An 18,608-nucleotide genomic window follows, 5' to 3' on the forward strand; every position below is an offset into this window, starting at 1 on the left:
TTTCATGATAGAAATGTTCAAATTATCCCTTTTATTTATAAAAAATTATTGAGAAATTCTTAATTTTGCTCGTAGGCGATTAGCTTGGGCTTGTCCAATCACCTTGTCCAATAGACGGGTACGAAGACTCATGACTCCGTAAACTCCTCCACCCATGGCACCGACAAGGGCTACATAAAGGAAGCTCCACAAACGTCCACTTGGTTGGAAAACAAATCCCAGTATCCACTGTATGGCACCTACACTGATGAACATAACAAGTGTTAACAAACTGATTAAAATGGTTCGCTTCAAAATCACCTTGCGCTTAACACCTGTTACCTTACAAATATCCCGATACATCAAGACATTAGGAATAATGAGACCGATGGTTGTTGAAATCAAAGGCCCGTAACTGTGGAAGAGAGCGATGGTTGGAAGTTGCAAGACCAGCTTGGCAATGGAACCATAGATAAAATAGAGAACTGCCTTACGATTTCGGAACATGGCTTGAAGCATGGGAGACAAGACCATGTACAAGCCTAAAATAGTAGACTGCAAAACTGCAAAGACAAATAAGCCCATGGCCAAACTATCTGGCTTGCCATAGAAGACAGTATAGAGAGGTTCTCCTACCATGACTACTCCAACCGTTGCAGGCAGCAGGAATAAGAAAAGCATGGTAATGCTGTCCTGAACTAGACGAGAAGCCGCCTTCAAGTCTCCCTTGACATAGTTTTCAGTCAAAAGTGGCAAGCCTACACTCCCAATCGAAACCCCAACAGAAATCAAAATCATAGTGATTTTATTAGGATTAGCTGAGAAATAAGAAAACATGACAACCAAGTCTTCATTACTATAGTTGGTAAACCAACTCATACTATTGATAAAGGTCATCTGGTCCAAAATCTGGAAGAGCTGGATAGCAGACCCTGTCAGGATAAAAGGAATGGCTTCCTTAATGGTATCGATCAAAAGACGCTTACTATTAATCTTATCTCCTGTTTCAAGGACTCTTTTAAGTAATCCTTCTTTGGCAAGGAAATAGATCAAAACTGCAAAACTGGCTACCATGCCAACAAAGGCAGCAAAGGTGGATTGGGTAACCGCTGCTAGATAATCTCCTGAGCCCATTTTCATAATCATAAAGGTAGCCAAGAGCATCCAGATTACACGAATGACCTGTTCAGCAATTTGGCTCATAGCATAAGGTTTCAGGTTATTCATTCCTTGAAAGAAACCTCGGATAACACTCATAGATGGGAAAATCAAGACCGCCCAAGCCAAGCTCTGCATAATGGGGATCAAGTCTTTCCCCACACCCGATAAGTCTGCTAGCCAAGGAGCAAAGACATACAAGACTAGTGCAAAGACCAGACCAAGTCCCGTCATAAAGCCTAAAAAGCTCCGAATCAGGGCAAAGCTATGCTCTTCTTCTCGCATGGTATTGTACTTGGCTACTTGCTTAGCCACCGCAACCGGAATACCTGCTGTTGAAACCAGCAAGAACCAGGCATAGATATTGTAGCCCATTGTAAAGAGACCATTTGCTGTAGCCGCATAAGACCCCATCCAGATATACCAGGGTATAATATAAATGGCCCCGAGTAGGCGACTGATAAAATTACTAGCCGTTAGCCAAGCAGTCCCTCGTAACATCTGGGCCTGCTGGTGATTGTTTTCGTTAGACATAGATTCCTCATTTGATTTTAATAACTAGGAAAAACTCCTCATCTTCCATTATAAACTTTTCCTTGTCACTTGTAAATTTACGACTTTCGGTTTACAATAGAAAGTATGATTAAGATTGAAACCGTATTAGATATTTTAAAGAACGATGGTCTCTTCCGTGAGATTATCGACCAAGGACATTATCACTACAACTACAGCCATGTCGTATTTGACACCATCTGCTATGATAGCCGCAAGGCCAAAGAGAAGAGCCTCTTTTTCGTCAAGGGTGCTGCCTTTAAGAAGGAATTCCTGATTTCTGCCATCTCTCAAGGCCTCGGTTGGTATGTGGCTGAAAAAGATTATGAAGTTGGTATTCCTGCTATCATCGTCAGTGATATCAAGAAAGCCATGAGTTTGATTGCCATGGAATTTTATGGAAATCCACAGAAAAAACTCAAACTCCTTGCCTTCACTGGAACCAAGGGTAAGACAACAGCAGCATATTTCGCCTATAACATCTTATCTCAAGGGCATCGACCTGCTATGTTGTCAACTATGAACACAACTTTAGATGGCAAGACTTTCTTTAAGTCTGCATTGACAACCCCTGAGAGTATCGATCTCTTTGACATGATGAATCAAGCTGTGCAAAATGGCCGTACTCACCTCATCATGGAAGTATCCAGTCAGGCCTATCTGGTCAAACGTGTCTATGGTCTAACCTTTGATGTGGGAGTTTTCCTCAATATCAGCCCCGACCATATCGGCCCGATTGAACACCCTAGCTTTGAAGACTACTTCTACCACAAGCGTCTCTTGATGAAAAATAGCCGAGCAGTCATCATTAACAGTGACATGGACCACTTCTCTGTACTAAAAGAACAGGTGGAAAATCAAGACCATGATTTCTACGGTAGCCAGTCTGATAACCAAATCGAGAATTCCAAAGCCTTTAGCTTTTCAGCTACGGGTAAACTCGCTGGAGATTATGATATCCAACTCATTGGCTACTTCAATCAAGAAAATGCCGTTGCTGCTGGACTTGCTTGCCTCCGTCTCGGAGCTAGTCTTGAGGACATCAAAAAAGGTATCGCTGCAACCCGCGTTCCTGGTCGTATGGAAGTCCTCACGCAGAAAAATGGAGCCAAGGTCTTCATCGACTATGCCCACAATGGTGACAGTCTGAAAAAACTCATCAATGTGGTTGAAACTCATCAAACTGGAAAAATTGCTCTGGTTCTGGGTTCGACAGGAAATAAAGGAGAAAGCCGTCGTAAGGACTTTGGCCTCCTCCTTAATCAACATCCTGAGATTCAAGTCTTTCTGACTGCTGATGACCCCAACTATGAGGACCCAATGGCCATTGCAGATGAAATTAGTAGCTACATCAATCATCCTGTTGAAAAAATTGCAGATCGCCAAGAAGCCATCAAGGCAGCTATGGCTATCACAAATCACGAATTAGATGCAGTTATTATCGCCGGTAAGGGAGCCGATTGCTACCAAATCGTCCAAGGCAAGAAAGAAGCCTATTCTGGAGATGCAGCCGTCGCAGAAAATTATTTATAAGATAGTAAAAAAATCAAGGGAAATGAAACCCTTGATTTTTTCTATCTTTATTTAAAAGCGTTTTTCAAACCTTCAACGGCACCTTCTACAGCACCTTTAGCATCTTCAACTACTTCTTTTGCCTTAGCAACTGTCTTTTCTACAGCGCCTTCTGCTTCAGTCTTGCTATCTCCAGTAACTTTACCAAATCCTTCTTTGATAGCACCTGTTGCTTGTTCCAATTTGTTTTCAAGTGACATATGATTGTCTCCTTTAATTTTATTCCGATATGTGTTACCGGTTACATATAGTTTATACCGAATACTAAGGAAAGTCAAACAATGTGCTCAGAAACAAGAAATCAGGCCAAGTATAAAGTTAATCTTTCCTTATCCAAATCGATAGCCAACTCATACTTTCCATCTTCATTTTGGACAATATAACCTAGGACAACTAAACTGTCCACAAAGATATCACGGCGTTTCTGCATAAGCTGGTCTTTTTTGAGAAATTTCAACAAAAAAGTCGTCATATATTTGAGAGCATACTCAGGATTGACATCTCCCAAAATGTCATAGAGATCCTGCTGTTTTTCTGTCAAAGGATACTGATGTTTGACCTTGTAGAAATAATTGGACAGGGTCATTTTTGATCTCGCAAAGTCCGTATTTTCAACTAAAATAGCAGCATTGGTTTGATTGCGTAATTCTGTCTCAAACCTCTGCTCTAACAAGGTTTGATAGACCGGACTAGCTTCGCTGACAAAAATCTCTTGATCCAGTTCAAGACTATCTAGTGATTCAAGCATGGGAAGATTAAGGTAATAACGCTTATTTTCCCGACGAATCAAACCAGCCTTTATATACTCTTCCATGAGTTTATCAACTGCCACATCTGGAAATTGAGCCTTAATTTCTCTCAAAATAACATCATCATGCTGGTCCAGATAGCGGATCAATTCTCCAAAAAATGGCTGTCTCGTCAAACGAGATGGATTAAAAATCTGAATCATGAAGATTCCTTTCCTTACATTCTAACAGAGGCGATGCTGCCAACTGACTGGGATTGGTCCCAGCTTGGTTCAGAGGAACGGGCAAACCTAGTTCTCTATAATACTCTCTCCAAAAATCACTAATCTCCTGCTCCCCATCTCCAAATTTCATAGGTATGGTCTCAAAAATCGGTAGGATTTCTGCCATGTACTGGGAACAGTAAAAACCAACTCCATCTGGATAGAAAGAAGCATTGTAGGGTTTTCCTAGATGTTTGCAAGCTCTTTCCTTCATCGACTGGATCTCCATTTCTGGGTAAACATAGAGGTCGTACAAGTGATTGGGCTCAAAGAAGTCTGCCGGTTCTTGACAGACCACACCAGCCTGTCCACTAGCGTGATAAATCATCCCATCCAAACAAATGGCAACATGGTTATAGTTGCCTGTGGAAGTCTGGATGGCCTGTCCCATATCTGACTCATCTCTCACAAAAATCAAATCGCCATTTTCTAACATGCTTCACTCCTAGAAAAAAAGGAGCCGAAACTCCTTTCGATATAAGGCAAACTAGCCTTTTCTAATTTGAATTGACACTCAAAATCTTAAGCATTGAAGCTTTCAGTCAATTGAGGTACCACTTGTTTCTTACGTGAAACAGCACCAGCAAGGAAAGCATGGTTGTTTTCAAGTTTGAAGTTGAAAGCCGCTTCGACCTTGTCCATATTGGCACCAAGAGCCAAAATTTCTGAGTTTGAGTTGACGATATCTGTAATCATCAAGACAAAGTCAGAGTAGCCGTTTGCTGTGTTGGCAGCTTGCATTGCAGCTTCAATTTCTGCTTGGCGTTCCAATACTTCAGCGATGTCAACTGTGTTTACTTGGGCAACACGGACATTATTTCCGTTCAATTCAAAAGTTTTAGCATCGATGTCAATCAATTCTTCAGCAGATTTGCTAGCCAAGTTGGTACCAGCTTTCAACATAGCTAAACCATATTCCTCCAAGTTTACACCAGCTAATTCAGCCAATTCAGGAGCAATGACTGTATCTGTTGGGTGTGTTGTTGGTGATTTCAAAAGAAGAGTATCTGAAATCAAACCTGAAAGCATCAAACCAGCAATCTCTTTAGGCACAGCCACACCATGTTCTTTGAACATACGATAAACGATTGAAGACGCTGAACCAACTGGCTCCAAACGCATGTAGAGTGGGCTTGCAGTTTCAAAATTAGACACACGGTGGTGGTCTACAACACCGTAAACTTCTACTTCAGCGATATCTGATACAGATTGTTGGAATTCATTGTGGTCAGTCAGGATAACTTGCTCTGCTCCTTCTGCTTTGGCAGAAGTGATAACACGCGGTGCTTCCACACCAAAATAGTTCAAGACAAAGGCTGTTTCTTCATTTGGAGTTCCAAGGGCAACAGCTTCCGTATCCAAACCGTAAGCTTCTTTTGCAAGGTAGGCAAAGGCTACAGATGAACCGATGGCATCTGAGTCTGGATTTTGGTGACCAAATACTAGAATCTTAGACATGATAATACCTCATTTTATTTATTCTCTTTATTGTAGCATTTTTTTCACTTTTTGACAAAAGTAAGAGGAGTCAAAGGACTCCTCACGATTCTTCAAAATAACTGAGTAAATTTCTATCTTGATTTTCAGATAAAAATCTTTCCTTCTGTTGCCTCTTCTTACGCTTGAGAAGGGCTTCAGCTGACATGGCTTCTTCCTTACTGGCAAAACCTTGAGCATAGATAAGTTTGACTGGCAAGCGTGCTCGTGTGTATTTGGCTCCCTTCCCACTATTGTGGACAGCGAGGCGTCTCATCACATCAGTCGTATAGCCTGTATAGTAGGATCCGTCACGACACTCCAGTACGTACATATAAGCCTTATGATCCATAATAAATCTCTTCAAGTTCAGGTGTATAAGAGCCATCATCATTGTGAACAATGAGAGGCGGCAAGACCTTAAAGCCACTTGTCGACCCATCCTTGATAGCCTCAATCAAAAGCATATTGGCTTCCTTTTCTCTTTTTGGATAAACAAACTGCAGGCGCTTAGGGGCTAGATTATGCCGTTGTAACGTATCCAAAATATCCAGAAGTCGATCAGGACGATGAACCATAGCCAAGCGCCCATTGGATTTGAGAATACTCTGAGCACTACGACAGATTTCCTGCAAATTGGTCGTGATTTCATGTCGCGCCAAGAGATAATGTTCACTCTCGTTCAAGTTGGAATGAGGATCCACCTTGAAATAGGGTGGATTACACAAAATCATATCCACCTTACTTCCCTGAATGTAAGCAGGCATATTTTTCAAATCATCACAGATGACCTCCATCTGCTCTTCCAAACCATTCAAACGGACAGAGCGTTCAGCCATATCTGCCAAACGCTCCTGAATCTCAACAGCCAAAATCTGTGCATGAGTCCGAGTGCTAGCAAATAGCCCCACTGCTCCATTTCCAGCGCAAAAATCCACTATCAAGCCCTTTTTAGGAAAACGTGGAAAACGTGACAAGAGAACACTATCCACCGAATAGCTAAAAACCTCTCTATTTTGAATGATTTTAATATCTGTCGAAAAGAGCTGGTTAATACGCTCTCCTGATTTTAATAATTGTTCTTCTTCCATGGTCATATTATAGCAAATTTATATTAACATTACAAAAGATAGAGATTTCTAACTAGTGCTTCTGATTCTTCAAATGTTGAAGGGCTTCCTTGGTCCAAATTGGCATCATTCGTTTGAGAGGAGCGAAGCCGTAGTTAAAACGGTCACTTGAAAAGCGTCTCCGTCTCGGAAACTGGTGCTTTTCTTCCTCCAAAGTGCGGATAGAAAGACTGGCTTTCCCTGTAAATTCATCTAAATCCACTACTTGAACTTGAACCTCTTCATCGACTTTCAAGGCCTCTTGGATATTTTCAATAAAGCCTGTCCGAATCTCTGAAATGTGAATCAGCCCCGTATCACCCGTCTCTAGCTCAACAAAGGCACCGTAGGGCTGAATCCCTGTAATACGACCCTTTAGCTTATCACCGATTTTCATCTTAGTCCTCGATTTCAATTGTTTCAATCACGACATCTTCAACTGGCTTGTCCATAGCCCCTGTCTCAACAGAAGCAATGGCATCCAAGACAGCGTAAGACGCTTCATCAGCTAGCTGACCAAAAACAGTATGACGGCGGTCTAAATGAGGAGTTCCACCTTGGTTGGCATAGATTTCTGCGATTGGTTCTGGCCAACCACCACGAGCAATTTCTTTCTTAGAATAAGGCAAATGTTGATTTTGCACGATAAAGAACTGGCTACCGTTGGTATTTGGACCAGCATTGGCCATAGAAAGGGCACCACGGACATTGTAAAGTTCTTCTGAGAATTCATCCTCAAATGATTCGCCGTAGATTGACTCGCCACCCATACCAGTACCAGTTGGGTCTCCACCTTGAATCATAAAGTCCTTGATAATACGGTGGAAAATAACACCATCATAATAGCCATCTTTTGAAAGAGCAACAAAGTTAGCCACTGTTTTAGGAGCATGTTCAGGGAAGAGCTTGATACGCAAGTCTCCGTGATTGGTTTTAATGGTCGCAAGAGGACCTTCTACTGTTTCAATATCTACTTGTGGGAAATGCAATTCCTTTTCTACCATACCAAATCCTTCTAAGGCATCAAAAATGCCATCTTCTTCTAATGTTTTTGTAATATAATCTGCTTTTTCTTTGATGTTATCATGAGAAATTCCCATTGCAACGCTGATTCCAGCATAATCAAAGAGTTCCAAGTCATTCAGCCCATCTCCAAAAACCATGACGTTGTCTGGTTTCAAGCCAAGGTGTTCCACAACCTTTTCCACCCCCGTCGCTTTGGAGCCTGAAATCGGCACAATATCAGACGAATGTTGATGCCAACGAACCATGCGAAGTTTATCAGAGAGACTGTCAGGCAAGTGCAAGTCATCTCCTTTATCTTCAAAAGTCCACATTTGATAGATATCTTCTTTTTCATGAAAATCAGGATCTACATCCAAATCAGGGTAAATTGGATTAATCGCTTCACTAATCATATCGGTGCGAGTCGACAACTTGGCATCATGACTCCCAACCAAACCATACTCAATTCCCTCTTGCTTGGCCCAAGAGATATACTCCTCAACATCTAACTTCTCAATCTGATGTTGATAAATAACCTGACCTTTTTTATCTTCGATGTAGGCCCCATTTAAGGTTACAAAAAAGTCAGGTTTGAGCTCACGAATCTCCGGAACGACACCAAAAATCCCTCGCCCAGAAGCAATACCTGTCAAAATTCCTTTCTCACGTAATTGCTTAAAAACAGTTGGGATTGAAGCTGGAATAAAACCAGTCTTAGAATTTCGCAATGTATCATCAATATCAAAAAAGACAATCTTGATTTTCTTTGCCTTGTATCTTAATTTGGCATCCATCTCACTACCTCTTTCAATCTAACTCTTTCCATTATACCATAAAGTAGCTAAATCCCCTATTTTCAAAAAGTTTCCAGTTTTATTGTAAGTCCTTGGATAAGTATAAAACTAAATCATTATCATTTTGACAACTTGCACCCATTTCTAGCGGTTTATTTCTATACCACACACCTGTCCCATCTGGAATATAGCCTCGTTTAATATATAATCTCTGGGCAGGACCATACCCCAAGTGCAAACCTACACCAAGAGTGACCTTACTCGAAACAAACTTGACTCGTTTTTCTGCTTCTTCTAGCAGTTGATTCCCAATCCCTTGATTTCGAAAAGGCTCAAACACATTAAAATCTGATAATTCTGGATAGACTTCTGCAAAAGGACCATGTTTAGCAGAGGGCAAAATGGTAACGTAGCCTGCTACAGCACCATCAATCTCTGCAACTAAGACTTCTCTCTCCCCACTTTTCTGTTCCAGAAAATATCTAGCCAAAATTTCCTCTCTACCAGGCCAACCTTGATTCATAAATCCATGAGATAAGGATGCAATATCAGACTTAATCATATTTCTAATCGTACAATTCATCTTTGACTTACCCACCTGTACTCTTTCTATTATCATTATAGCACGCCAAGGTCATAAAAAAACTATCTCGTGAAAAAAAGACCCAACCGGGTCTGAAAAAGAGGTCCACTCGGACCCAAACTCGCTCTTTCATTTCAAGGCTCGTGAAAAAAAGACCCACCCGGGTCTCAATTCGCTTTCTTATTTCCGAGCTCATGAAAAAGAGGTCCACTGGACCCCTTTTTTTAATCTTCGTTTACGAAAGGCATCAAAGCCATTACGCGAGCGCGTTTGATAGCTGTTGTTACTTTACGTTGGTTTTTAGCTGAAGTTCCTGTTACACGACGAGGAAGGATTTTCCCACGTTCTGAAACGAAACGGCTAAGAAGCTCAGTATCTTTGTAATCAACATATTCAATTTTGTTTGCTGCGATGTAATCAACTTTTTTACGGCGTTTGAATCCGCCACGACGTTGTTGAGCCATGTTTTTTCTCCTTTATAATTTTAGTTGTCCATTAGAATGGTAAATCATCATCTGAAATATCCAATGGATTTGTTGCTCCAAATGGATTTTCATCACGTGAAAAGTCTGGTACTGAATTTGTAGGCGCTGAATAGTTTGCAGTTGGTGCAGAATAAGCTCCACCTGTGTGACCCTCACGCACACTACGGCTTTCCAACATTTGGAAATTCTCAGCCACGACCTCTGTCACGTAGACACGTTGTCCTTGCTGGTTATCGTAACTACGAGTCTGAATACGGCCTGTCACCCCGATAAGTGAGCCTTTTTTAGCCCAATTAGCAAGGTTTTCAGCCTGTTGGCGCCACATAACGACATTGATGAAATCAGCCTCACGTTCGCCATTTTGACTCTTAAATGTACGGTTTACTGCAAGAGTAAAAGTCGCAACTGCTACATTTGATGGGGTATAACGCAACTCAGCGTCACGTGTCATACGCCCTACAAGTACAACATTGTTAATCATAGTTTACCTTCTTACGCGTCAGTTTTGACGATCATGTGACGAAGAATGTCAGCGTTGATTTTTGAAAGACGGTCAAACTCTTTAAGAGCTGCGTCGTCGTTTGCTTCAACGTTAACGATGTGGTAAAGTCCTTCACGGAAATCTTTGATTTCGTATGCAAGACGGCGTTTTTCCCAAGATTTTGATTCAACAACAGTTGCACCGTTGTCAGTCAAAATAGAGTCAAAACGTGCTACCAAAGCGTTTTTAGCTTCTTCTTCAATGTTTGGACGAATAATATAAAGAATTTCGTATTTAGCCATTGATATGTTCCTCCTTTTGGTCTAATGACCCCAAGACTTTGCAAGGGGTAAGTGAGGTTCGCTCACAATAAACTATTATACTAGAAAACAATTTTTTACGCAAGTAAAAACTCTGAAATGCGAAAAAACGCCACATGGGCGTTTTCCTATTCTTACGGTTTGATACGGTGCAACATACGTGGGAACGGAATGGCTTCACGGATGTGTTTTGTACCTGCTGCGAAGGTTACCATACGCTCAATACCGATACCAAATCCTCCGTGTGGTACTGTACCGTATTTACGAAGATCAAGGTAGAATTCATACTCAGTACGATCCATGCCAAGTTCATCCATCTTAGCAACTAATGCATCGTAGTCTTCCTCACGCATAGATCCACCGATGATTTCTCCGTAACCTTCTGGGGCAAGCAAGTCTGCACAAAGCACGCGCTCTGGATTTCCAGGAACTGGTTTCATGTAGAAGGCCTTGATGGCTGCTGGATAGTTCATAACAAAAGTTGGCACACCAAAGTGGTTTGAAATCCAAGTTTCATGTGGTGAACCAAAGTCATCTCCATGCTCAAGATGCTCGTAGTCAGCGTCTTCATCATTTTCATGCTCTTGCAAGAGGTCAATTGCTTGATCGTAAGTGATGCGTTTGAATGGCTCTGCAATATAGCGTTTCAAGAGCTCTGTATCACGTTCCAAAGTTTCCAAGGCTTGAGGAGCACGATCAAGAACACCTTGAAGAAGAGCTTTTACATAAGCTTCTTGCAAGTCAAGTGACTCATCGTGTGTCAAGTATGAGTATTCTGCATCCATCATCCAGAACTCAGTCAAGTGACGGCGTGTTTTTGATTTTTCAGCACGGAATACTGGACCAAAGTCAAACACACGACCAAGAGCCATAGCACCTGCTTCTAGGTAAAGCTGACCGGATTGGCTCAAGTAGGCTGGCGTTCCGAAGTAGTCCGTTTCAAAGAGTTCAGTTGAGTCTTCCGCCGCATTTCCTGAGAGAATTGGGCTATCAAACTTCATGAAGCCGTTCTTGTCAAAGAATTCATAAGTTGCATAGATAATCGCGTTACGGATTTGCATCACCGCTACTTGCTTACGAGAACGGAGCCACAAGTGACGGTTGTCCATCAAGAAGTCTGTTCCATGTTCTTTTGGTGTGATTGGGTAGTCTTGAGATTCACCAATCACTTCGATATCTGTGATATCAAGCTCATAACCAAACTTAGAACGTTCGTCTTCTTTGACAATTCCTGTCACATAAACAGACGTTTCTTGGCTCAAGCGTTTGATAACATCAAACTTTTCAAGTCCTACTTCTTCACCAAATTTCTCTACAAAGTTTGGTTTAAAAGCCACACCTTGGAAAAAGGCTGTTCCGTCACGCAATTGCAAGAAGGCAATTTTCCCTTTTCCTGATTTATTGGCAACCCAAGCGCCAATCGTCACTTCCTGACCAACATAGTCTTTTACATCAATAATCGTTATACGTTTTGTCATTATTTTTCCTTTTCTTTTATTTTTCCATAAATACTTTCAAGCGTTTAACTGCTTCTTTAAGCGTGTCTAGGTCTGTCGCATAGCTGAGGCGGACATTTTCTGGCGCTCCAAAGCCTGCTCCTGTGACCAAGGCTACTTCAGCTTCTTCTAAAATAGCGGTTGTAAATTCTGTCACATCTGTATAGCCTTTCATCTCCATTGCCTTTTTGACATTTGGGAAGAGGTAGAAGGCTCCTTGCGGTTTGACCACTTCAAATCCTGGCACTTCTGCAAGAAGGGGATAAATGGTATTGAGACGTTCTTCAAAAGCCTGACGCATGCTTTCTACAGTATCTTGTTCACCTAATAGAGCCTCAACTGCTGCATACTGGGCTACTGCTGACGGATTCGAGGTTGTTTGACCTGCAATCTTGGACATGGCAGCGATAATGTCTGCTTCACCGACAGCATAACCAATCCGCCAACCAGTCATAGCATAGGTTTTAGACACACCATTGATGACCACTGTTTGCTTGCGAATCGCTTCCGATAGGCTAGAAATCGGTGTGAACTCATGACCATTATAGACCAAGCGACCATAGATATCATCTGCTAGGATGAGAATATCCTTTTCTACAGCCCAGTTTCCGATTGCCAAGAGTTCCTCACGGGTGTAAATCATACCTGTGGGGTTAGATGGCGAATTCAACACCAAAACCTTGGTCTTGTCAGTGCGAGCTGCTTCCAACTGCTCTACGGTTACCTTAAAATGATTGTCTTCCTTAGCAAGAACAAAGACTGGAACGCCCTCTGCCATCTTGACTTGATCTCCATAGCTGACCCAGTAAGGGGTTGGGATGATCACTTCATCACCTGGATTGACCACAGCCATAAAGAAAGTATAGAGAGAAAATTTGGCTCCCGCAGCGACTGTCACTTGATTTGGCGCTACAGAATAACCGTAAAAGCGTTCAAAGTAGGTATTGACCGCTGCCTTGAGTTCTGGCAGGCCTGAGGTTACTGTATAAAAAGAAGCACGCCCATCTTGAATCGATGCAATGGCGGCATCTTGGATATTCTTGGGAGTAGTGAAATCTGGCTCACCTAAGGTTAGAGACAAAATATCTCTGCCCTCAGCCTTGAGTGTTTTGGCACGAGCTCCAGCAGCCAAGGTTACACTTTCTTCCATTTCTAAAACACGGTTGGATAGTTTCATAGGCCCTCCTTATTGACCAATGCTCCTGTTTCAAAATCTACTAGATAAAAATCAGTTCCTGACTTGACTTCCCAAATTGGCTTATCTTGATAACGGCCAAAGGTAATCTTGTCAATCTCGCCAGCTCCTTTTTCCTTAGAAACAGCTTCTGCTTTTTCTTGTGAAACACCCTGATTTAGCTGATAAACGTAAATCTTATGGTCATCTTTTCCAATCAGGACAGCAAGCGCTTCTTGCTGTTTATTACGACCAAGAACACTGTAATAAGATTCCAAGCCATTGTATAAATCAACCTGATCAACCTGCTCTAATCCTGCATACTGCTGAGCTAATTTTTCTCCTTCACTTTTAGCAGTTTGATAGGGTTTCATCCCCAAAAACACCAGATACAGAAAGGAAGCACTGATAACCACAAACAAAATCGTCATCCCTAGACCATACTGCCACAGTAGATTATTTTTTGCTTTTTTTTGTCTTTTTTTCACTCGTCTATTTTACCATCTATTGGGCTTTATTACAAGTGAATATAAGAATACTCGCATTTTATTTCTCTCTTCAAACAAAACAGATTTTTCTTGTTTAAAAAAGTAAAGATACACGTAAAATCGACGTATCAAAAAACCTGAGCTTGGCACTCAAGTTTTTAGAAGTTCTTTTAATCTATGGTATTATTTTATCATCTATTCTTTTAGCCATTTTTCCTAAAAAGATAGTCAGTAGAAGGCTAATCATGACTAAAAAGGATCCTAGATAAAGAAATGTTACTACAAAGCCTAAATTGTCAATCAACCAGCCTGTCAGTGGGAAGAACACAATCATACTTAGACTAAACATCATAGAATAGACACTCAGCATGGTTGCCCTTACTTCACTTGGAAGGCGCCCTTGCAAATCATTGTCAAAAATCGGCTTAAAAAGAGCATGCAGAGCATTACTAATCAAATAAATCAGAATATAGATTAGAGGTGTTCCAAAGTAGGACAGCATATAGGTGACTCCAGTCAGCAGGACGAGAATAGGAAAAAGCTTCAAGGCAGCATATTTCTGTCCAATTTTACTTGCTAGATAGATTGCGAGGATATTCAATAGACTCCCAAATAGCATAACTGTTGAAATTTGCCAACTACTTAAATCTGGCAACTGATTTTGATAGTAAAAATAAAACATATACATGAGTGTTCCGACAATCTGAGATAAAATCATCCAGTTTAAAAGCATGGGATTTCTCTTCAACTCATCCTTAACAGTCCAAATAATCTGTTTCATTGTCACACTATCAGCTTTTTCTACTTTGACACTGGGCTCTTTCAGCATCCAAATCAAGACAAGAACTATGATAGAAGTGGCAATCATGATATAGTAGGTCAGGTGCAATTGACCATGAACAAAAAATCCCGCCAGCACTGTCCCCAAAGACTGGGTTCCTTCTGACACTCCTGATATGAAACTTGAAATGGATAGATAACGCTCCTTTAGTCCAGCCTCTACAGCCGAGTCATAGACCATTGCTGCGCTTGTTCCTGAATCAAAATTATAAGACAAGGCACTTATCGCCATTGCTAGTGCATAAATCCAAAAATTTCCCTGCCCAGCCAACATAAGAATAGAAGACACAATCCCTGCTATACGACTTAAATAAAGGTTGGTCTTATAGGAATAACGATCAGCCAACATTCCAGATGGAATTTCACAGAGAAGACTGGTCGCATGAAAGATACTTTCCAGAAGTCCAATCTGCCAAAGAGACATTCCGTTTTGACTGAGAAAGAGAATCCAAAAGCTGGTAATCCCTAAAAATGCAAAAAACTCAACTCCGGCCATTAGGCCAATATTTTTCCGATAATTTCTTATTAACATTTTTTCTCCTTAACAAGTGTATTATTATTTCTTTTGTCCGTCACTTGTTAATCTGTGCCTTACATGATCTCCACCCCTTTTTAGAAGCATTCTTCAATGCCATTATTTTCGTTTAATTGTTTATGAAATGATATCAGAAAATAGCCGTTCTACGGTTTCTATTTCGAGTTTTTCGTTTATTTTAGCACTTATATCATCATATTACAAGAGAATATAGGAATACTCTTAGAAAATCAAATATAAACCAGGATTCAAAACGAACAGTTCTTACTTTTCCAGTCGCAAATGACTAAAGTTTCTGTAATTTTTAATTTTCAAATAAACTCTGAGCAAATTTCTTGCAAGTCCTTTTCTTTTGTTGTAATATATTTTATAACAACGAGAAGTTTCTCGGAAATTTAAGAAAAAGGAGACACATCATGTCTAAAAAAATATTATTTATCGTCGGATCACTACGTCAAGGTTCTTTCAACCATCAAATGGCCCTCGAAGCTGAGAAAGTACTTGCTGGTAAAGCGGAAGTTAGCTACCTTGATTATTCAGCTATCCCTCTCTTCAGCCAAGATTTGGAAGTTCCAACACATCCAGCTGTAGCTGCTGCTCGTGAAGCAGTTCTCGCTGCGGATGCTATCTGGATCTTCTCTCCAGTCTACAACTTCTCTATCCCTGGAACAGTGAAAAACTTGCTTGACTGGCTATCTCGTGCCCTTGACTTATCTGATACACGTGGCGCTTCTGCCCTTCAAGACAAGTTCGTCACCGTATCATCTGTAGCTAATGCAGGTCACGATCAACTTTTCGCTATCTATAAAGACCTCTTGCCATTTATCCGTACACAAGTCGTTGGCGATTTCACTGCTGCACGTGTTAACGACTCTGCCTGGGCAGATGGAAAATTGGTTCTTGAAGAAACAGTCCTAAACTCACTTGAAAAACAAGCTCAAGACTTGATCGCAGCAATTCAGTAAAAAATAGAGAATTTTAAGAAGTCTAAATCAATTATCGCCACCTCATAGGGTGGCCTTTTTAGACTCAATCAAGATTTTCAGACAAACACCAGCCATCCAAAAAAACCTTGAGCGTTACCACTCAAGGTTTTTAGCAGTCTTTTCCATCATAGGAAAACCATTCTAAGAATATTCTTTCATTCGAGATCTATCACTTATCATCTTCTTTCGAGAAGTTAATGACTGCTTGTTGCTGATTAATCTTCTTTTCTTCGACCTACATATAGGCTCAATAGAATACCGCTACCTAGAAGAACAGAGATATAATCAGATTGGCTTCCAGTTTCAGGTAATTTGTCACCATGATTTTCTTTACCTGTAGTTGGTGCTACTGGGTTAGAAGTTAATGGTGTTACCGGTTGAACTGGTACATTTGGATTTGGTTGTGTTGGAACTTCAGGAATGTTTGAAGTTGGTTTGTCATTGACTTCTGGCATACCAGGTACTCCGCCATTAAATTCTGGAATTTCATGAACTGGAGGTGTTGGCATTCCTGGAACTTCTGGATTAGGAAGTTCATTGACTTCTGGCATACCAGGTACTCCGCCATTAAACTCTGGAATTTCTTGTACCGGAGGTGTTGGCATCCCTGGAACTTCTGGATTAGGAAGTTCATTGACTTCTGGCATTCCTGGTACTCCACCGTTAAATTCTGGTACTTCGTGCACTGGTGGCGTTGGAATTTCTGGAAGTTCTAATTCTGGTTTTTCATAAATCGGAGGATCAAGTGGTGTTACCCCTCCTGTATATTCCGGTAATTCATTAACTGGTGGAACTGGTTTGTCATTTGATGGTGTTACTGGTTTATCTTTGCAACCACATTTACCATCTTTTCCATCTTTTCCGTCTCGACCATCTTTACCATCTTTAACAACTGTTTTTGTAACAGTTCCATCAGAATTGATGATTGTGATTGTATGGCTACCATCACCATTATCTTCAACAGAAACATTTGGTGATTTACCATCTTTACCGTCTTTAATCACCATTTCTGTCTTACTTCCATCTGGATTAATGATTGTAACAACGTGAGTTCCATCGTTATTATTTTTAACAGTTACAGTTGGTGAAACGCCATCTTTACCGTCTTTACCATCTTTGATAATAGATTTGTATTCACGGCCATCCGAATCAACGATTGTCAATGTGTGAGTTCCGTCTCCGTTATCAACGATGTTCGCTTTTGGTGATTTACCATCAAAGATTGTAGTTGTAGTTTCTTTACCATCAGCTCCTGTCACCTTAATAGTGTGCGAACCGTTGTTGTTATCAATCACTTCAAGTTTTGGTTCTTTACCATCACGAACTGTAGTTGTTGTAGTTGTACCGTCTGAGTTCACAACTGTGATCGTGTGAGTTCCATCTCCGTTATCCACAACCTTAGCAGTTGGTGATTTACCGTCACGCACTGTGGTTTCAGAAACAGTACCATTACCGTTTTCTACACGAATAGTGTAAGTACCATCTTGGTTATCTCTAACTGTTGCTACTGGTGATTTACCATCTTTAATGATTGTTTCAGTAGTTGTTCCATCACCATTTAGAACTGAGATCTTATGAGTTCCATTTTGTTCATCAGTTATAGTAACTTTTGGTGATTTACCATCACGAACTGTGGTTTCAGTTGTCACACCTTCTGGATTTGTAATAACGATCGTATGACTTCCGTCCCCATTGTCACGAACAGATGCGGTTGGAGTACGTCCGTCAACACCGTCACGACCATTCTTAACAACAAACTCATTCTTAGTTCCGTCTGGGTTAGTGATTGTTACTCTGTGGCTTCCATCTGGGTTTTCTGTTGTAGTTGCTGTTGCAGCTTTACCATCTTTACCATCTTTGATGACAGCGTTGGTAACATTACCGTCTCCATCCGTAACTTTAACAGTGTGAGTTCCATCGTTGTTATCTGTTACTTCAACTTTTGGAGTCTTACCGTCTTTACCGTTTTTAACAACTGTTTCTTTAGTTGTTCCATCTGGATTTGTTACAGTGATTGTGTGGCTTCCATCTGGGTTTTCTGTAGTTGTGATAGTTGCAGTTTTACCGTCTTTACCATCTTTAACTTTAGTTGTTGATTCAGAACCATCAGGGTTTCTAACAGTAATAGAGTGTGTTCCATCTCCATTGTCCGTTACATTTACAACTGGTGATTTACCGTCTGCTCCGTTTTCACCTTTGTCGCCTTTTTCACCTTTAAGTCCATCAAGAACTGTTGCAAGTGGTTTTGTAGGATCTAATGGTTGTCCTGGATTTGCTGGATCTTCTACATAAATCTTAGTCTCGTTACCTTCTTTTTTAGCAACTAAAGATTTTCCATCTTTACCGTCTTTAATATTAACAGTTACTGGATCTTTCCCTGGAACAGTAATTGTTACATCTGTGCTCTTGCCATCTGCACCTGGTTTTGTAGTGATTTCTGGAGTTTTACCATCTTCACCTTTATCACCTTTCGGTCCTTTGATGTTGCCTGCTGGTTCCCATGCATTGTTCTTCTTAACGAAGACATCGCCTGTTTCAGTATTAACGAAGCTATCTCCATCTT

The 18,608-nt window shown here is 40.9% G+C and carries 20 protein-coding genes; 2 read left to right on the top strand and 18 right to left on the bottom strand.

Annotated features, from left to right (window positions below):
- Positions 1-45 precede the first annotated feature (45 nt).
- Positions 46-1,671 carry a polysaccharide biosynthesis protein gene (locus tag EII37_RS08545; protein WP_124788276.1) on the bottom strand — a complete coding sequence of 542 codons (1,626 nt, stop codon included), beginning with the start codon at positions 1,669-1,671 and terminating at the stop codon, positions 46-48.
- A gap of 105 nt (positions 1,672-1,776) precedes the next feature.
- Here EII37_RS08545 and EII37_RS08550 point away from each other — a divergent pair, with 105 nt between their 5' ends.
- The gene (locus tag EII37_RS08550) at positions 1,777-3,222 is read left to right on the top strand and encodes a UDP-N-acetylmuramoyl-L-alanyl-D-glutamate--L-lysine ligase (RefSeq protein WP_124788277.1); all 1,446 of its coding nucleotides are present in this window, start codon (positions 1,777-1,779) and stop codon (positions 3,220-3,222) included.
- Positions 3,223-3,269: 47 nt separating this feature from the next.
- Here EII37_RS08550 and EII37_RS08555 read toward each other — a convergent pair whose 3' ends face one another.
- From EII37_RS08555 to EII37_RS08630, 16 genes are all read right to left on the bottom strand, one after another.
- Positions 3,270-3,461: a CsbD family protein gene (locus EII37_RS08555; RefSeq protein ID WP_000051184.1), complete on the bottom strand. Its 192-nt coding sequence runs from the start codon at positions 3,459-3,461 to the stop codon at positions 3,270-3,272.
- Between the two features lie 101 nt (positions 3,462-3,562).
- Positions 3,563-4,213 carry a DUF1803 domain-containing protein gene (locus tag EII37_RS08560; protein WP_124788278.1) on the bottom strand — a complete coding sequence of 217 codons (651 nt, stop codon included), beginning with the start codon at positions 4,211-4,213 and terminating at the stop codon, positions 3,563-3,565.
- Positions 4,197-4,709: a YiiX/YebB-like N1pC/P60 family cysteine hydrolase gene (locus tag EII37_RS08565; protein ID WP_000892236.1), complete on the bottom strand. Its 513-nt coding sequence runs from the start codon at positions 4,707-4,709 to the stop codon at positions 4,197-4,199. The genes EII37_RS08560 and EII37_RS08565 overlap by 17 nt, the downstream gene beginning before the upstream one ends.
- Before the next feature lie 86 nt (positions 4,710-4,795).
- On the bottom strand, positions 4,796-5,731 hold the full coding sequence (locus EII37_RS08570) for a manganese-dependent inorganic pyrophosphatase (protein ID WP_124788279.1): 936 nt from the start codon (positions 5,729-5,731) through the stop codon (positions 4,796-4,798).
- Between the two features lie 82 nt (positions 5,732-5,813).
- The gene (locus EII37_RS08575; protein ID WP_124788280.1) at positions 5,814-6,101 is read right to left on the bottom strand and encodes a GIY-YIG nuclease family protein; all 288 of its coding nucleotides are present in this window, start codon (positions 6,099-6,101) and stop codon (positions 5,814-5,816) included.
- Positions 6,091-6,840, bottom strand: coding sequence for a tRNA1(Val) (adenine(37)-N6)-methyltransferase (locus EII37_RS08580; protein ID WP_124788281.1), 750 nt, complete (start codon positions 6,838-6,840; stop codon positions 6,091-6,093). Before EII37_RS08580 ends, EII37_RS08575 begins: the two co-directional genes overlap by 11 nt.
- A gap of 52 nt (positions 6,841-6,892) precedes the next feature.
- Positions 6,893-7,255, bottom strand: a complete 363-nt coding sequence (locus tag EII37_RS08585; protein ID WP_000689605.1) for a S1 RNA-binding domain-containing protein — start codon at positions 7,253-7,255, stop codon at positions 6,893-6,895.
- A gap of 1 nt (position 7,256) precedes the next feature.
- The gene (locus EII37_RS08590) at positions 7,257-8,657 is read right to left on the bottom strand and encodes a bifunctional Cof-type HAD-IIB family hydrolase/peptidylprolyl isomerase (RefSeq protein ID WP_124788282.1); all 1,401 of its coding nucleotides are present in this window, start codon (positions 8,655-8,657) and stop codon (positions 7,257-7,259) included.
- Between the two features lie 79 nt (positions 8,658-8,736).
- Entirely contained in the window at positions 8,737-9,240 is a 504-nt protein-coding gene (locus EII37_RS08595) for a GNAT family N-acetyltransferase (protein WP_124788283.1), read from the bottom strand.
- Positions 9,241-9,464: 224 nt separating this feature from the next.
- Positions 9,465-9,704 carry a 30S ribosomal protein S18 gene (gene rpsR / locus EII37_RS08600; protein WP_000068664.1) on the bottom strand — a complete coding sequence of 80 codons (240 nt, stop codon included), beginning with the start codon at positions 9,702-9,704 and terminating at the stop codon, positions 9,465-9,467.
- Positions 9,705-9,735: 31 nt separating this feature from the next.
- Positions 9,736-10,206: a single-stranded DNA-binding protein SsbA gene (ssbA, locus tag EII37_RS08605; RefSeq protein WP_000609606.1), complete on the bottom strand. Its 471-nt coding sequence runs from the start codon at positions 10,204-10,206 to the stop codon at positions 9,736-9,738.
- Between the two features lie 11 nt (positions 10,207-10,217).
- Complete coding sequence (rpsF, locus tag EII37_RS08610; protein ID WP_001151778.1) at positions 10,218-10,508, bottom strand: 30S ribosomal protein S6; 291 nt, start codon at positions 10,506-10,508, stop codon at positions 10,218-10,220.
- Positions 10,509-10,660: 152 nt separating this feature from the next.
- Complete coding sequence (gene asnS, locus EII37_RS08615; RefSeq protein WP_124788284.1) at positions 10,661-12,004, bottom strand: asparagine--tRNA ligase; 1,344 nt, start codon at positions 12,002-12,004, stop codon at positions 10,661-10,663.
- A gap of 16 nt (positions 12,005-12,020) precedes the next feature.
- Complete coding sequence (locus EII37_RS08620) at positions 12,021-13,199, bottom strand: pyridoxal phosphate-dependent aminotransferase (RefSeq protein WP_124788285.1); 1,179 nt, start codon at positions 13,197-13,199, stop codon at positions 12,021-12,023.
- Positions 13,196-13,684, bottom strand: coding sequence for a DUF5590 domain-containing protein (locus EII37_RS08625; protein ID WP_185695989.1), 489 nt, complete (start codon positions 13,682-13,684; stop codon positions 13,196-13,198). Before EII37_RS08625 ends, EII37_RS08620 begins: the two co-directional genes overlap by 4 nt.
- A gap of 175 nt (positions 13,685-13,859) precedes the next feature.
- Positions 13,860-15,056 carry an MFS transporter gene (locus EII37_RS08630; RefSeq protein ID WP_124788286.1) on the bottom strand — a complete coding sequence of 399 codons (1,197 nt, stop codon included), beginning with the start codon at positions 15,054-15,056 and terminating at the stop codon, positions 13,860-13,862.
- A gap of 419 nt (positions 15,057-15,475) precedes the next feature.
- On the opposite strand from EII37_RS08630, the gene EII37_RS08635 reads away from it, so the two are divergent.
- On the top strand, positions 15,476-16,024 hold the full coding sequence (locus tag EII37_RS08635; RefSeq protein WP_124788287.1) for an NADPH-dependent FMN reductase: 549 nt from the start codon (positions 15,476-15,478) through the stop codon (positions 16,022-16,024).
- Between the two features lie 236 nt (positions 16,025-16,260).
- On the opposite strand, the gene EII37_RS08640 is transcribed toward EII37_RS08635, so the two are convergent.
- The coding region (locus EII37_RS08640) for an SIALI-17 repeat-containing surface protein (RefSeq protein ID WP_124788288.1) at positions 16,261-18,608 on the bottom strand (2,348 nt) is incomplete at its 5' end.

The sequence above is a fragment of the Streptococcus sp. OH4692_COT-348 genome (genome assembly GCF_003859975.1).
In the GTDB taxonomy this organism is placed as follows: Bacteria; Bacillota; Bacilli; order Lactobacillales; family Streptococcaceae; genus Streptococcus.